Source organism: Pseudomonas sp. MWU12-2029 (assembly GCF_023242425.1).
GTDB lineage: Bacteria > Pseudomonadota > Gammaproteobacteria > Pseudomonadales > Pseudomonadaceae > Aquipseudomonas > Aquipseudomonas kribbensis.
Genome location: NZ_JALJDY010000030.1, coordinates 1 through 982 on the forward strand (window position 1 = coordinate 1; position 982 = coordinate 982).

1 protein-coding gene is annotated in these 982 nt (G+C 63.6%); it reads left to right on the plus strand.

Annotated elements, in window-relative coordinates; genetic code table 11:
* Window positions 1-982 (plus strand): DUF6531 domain-containing protein (locus tag M5B44_RS28775; protein ID WP_248741305.1); only part of this gene is annotated, 982 nt, incomplete at both ends.

Genomic DNA, 982 nt, shown 5'->3' on the forward strand with positions numbered 1-982 from the left:
ACCCGATCTGACGCGGCATGCGGGCGCTTTGAAACCGCTGATGATCAATGCACGTCCGGCACCATTGCGGCCGACACCTGCGGTTCCGCTGGAGATTCGCACGGCGGATGCGCGGGTGTTGACGGTGCCCAATCCGGCGGCCATTGCCCGTAACAAGTCACACGGCACGACCCGAATGGAGCGGCATGAGCCTCGCGACGATGCGTCGGCTCAGGCGAAGAACCCTAACGGTGACAGCGCCGATTGCGCGCCGTTGACCTGCACCAACGGGTGTCCGGTGTCGATGGTCACTGGCGAAGAGCTGCTGACGCTGACTGACGGTGTGCTGGATGGGCTGCTGCCCTTCGAGTTCAGCCGGTTGTATCGCACCAGTGCGGTTGAGATCGATGTCGGGTTGGGGTTTGGCTGGAGTCATTCGCTGGCGCATCGGCTGGAAATCGAGGGCGACGGTGTGGTCTGGGTTGACCATGAGAACCGGCGCACGCGGTTTCCCTCGCCGAATGTCGAGCGGCCGGCGATTCACAACAGTCTGTCGCGGGCGGCGATCTTTCTTGGGGATGAGCCTGAGGAGTTGATCGTTGCGCTGGCGGGGGACGCAGCGCGGTTTTATCACTTTCGGGCTGGGCGTCTGACGGTTGTCAGCGATGCCTACGGCAACCGGTTGCGCATTTCGCGTGATCGTCTGGATCGCGTTGAGCGCCTCGATAACGGGGCCGGTCGTTCGTTGTTGCTGCGCTATGAGCGGGCGCATCTGGTCGCGGTCGATTATCAGGTTTTTCGGGAGTCTGCCTGGCGTACCGAGCAGACGCTGGTCAGTTACCGCTTCGATGCCCGTCACCGCCTGATCGAGGCGACCAACGCCGTCGGCGAGAGCGAGCGTTACGACTACGACGACCGGCACGTCATTCTGCAGCGGCAGTTGACGGGCGGCGCGAGCTTCTTCTGGGAGTGGGAGCGTTCCGGCAAGGCCGCGCGCTGCGTG